The following is a 1,025-nucleotide window of genomic DNA, read 5'->3' as shown; positions in this document are numbered from 1 at the left end:
TTTGGCAATAAAGCTGAAACCGTTCGCTTTGATGCCTTCCATCATATCGTCAGTACGGTCAGCACTGATGATCACCCCTTCAAAACGATTCCCCAGACGCAAACGACACTGTTGCAACACTTCTAACCCCGTACGTCCATTATCCAATCGATAATCAGAAAAAATGACGTCTGGCACCCAATCGCCTTCGAGCGCTTGTAAACTTTCGACGAGATCCGTCGCAACACGTATGTCGCACCCCCAACGAGAGAGCAGATTTTCCATTCCGACCAAAATGTCAGGTTCGTTATCGACACACAAAATTCGCAAGTGGCACAACTCAGATTGAGGACTGGTCTCGACTTTCGCAGGGTGTGGCTGAACGTGACGAGCCTTATCCAAGGTTATCGAGAACACGCTGCCTTTGCCAAACCACGAACGCATTGAAATTTCGTGCCCCAACACCTGCGCAATCCCTTTGGAAATCGCCAAGCCTAATCCCAAACCTTGATCGGAGCGCACTTGCGTTCCGCGATTAAACTCTTCGAAAATTTCCTGCTGTTTTTCTTCCTCGATGCCCATGCCGTTATCCCACACATCAATGCGCACACGCCCTTGAACTCGGCGCACTCCCAGCGCGACTTTACCATTTGGGCTGTAACGAAAGGCATTGGTGAGGAAATTCTGCACCACACGGCGCAACAATTTAGGGTCCGATTTCACCATTAGAGAAGATGGGATCATAGTGAACTCGATCCCCTGTTGTTTGGCCAATGCGCTGAATTCCGCATTGAGGTTCGCCAGAACATCGTTGACCGCGAAGCCATGCACATTGACTTCCAACTTACCCGATTCCAAACGCGAAATATCCAGCAAATCTCCGATCAAATCTTCCGCCGCGCCTAACGCACTTTCGATGTGTGCCGACAACTTGCGGGTTTCGCTGTCTTTGGCTACTTCAGAAAGTGAAGACGCAAACAAACGGGCGGCATTGAGCGGCTGCATCAAGTCGTGACTCACGGCCGCTAAAAAACGTGATTTCGATT

1 protein-coding gene is annotated in these 1,025 nt (G+C 50.0%); it reads right to left on the bottom strand.

Annotation, left to right across the window (positions count from 1 at the left end; translation table 11 throughout):
• On the bottom strand, positions 1-1,025 hold a 1,025-nt coding region (locus R8O70_RS26365), incomplete at both ends, for a hybrid sensor histidine kinase/response regulator (protein ID WP_318184605.1).

Source organism: Vibrio sp. 779(2023), assembly GCF_033344285.1.
GTDB lineage: Bacteria > Pseudomonadota > Gammaproteobacteria > Enterobacterales > Vibrionaceae > Vibrio > Vibrio alginolyticus.
This window is presented reverse-complemented; position numbering and strand designations above follow the sequence as displayed.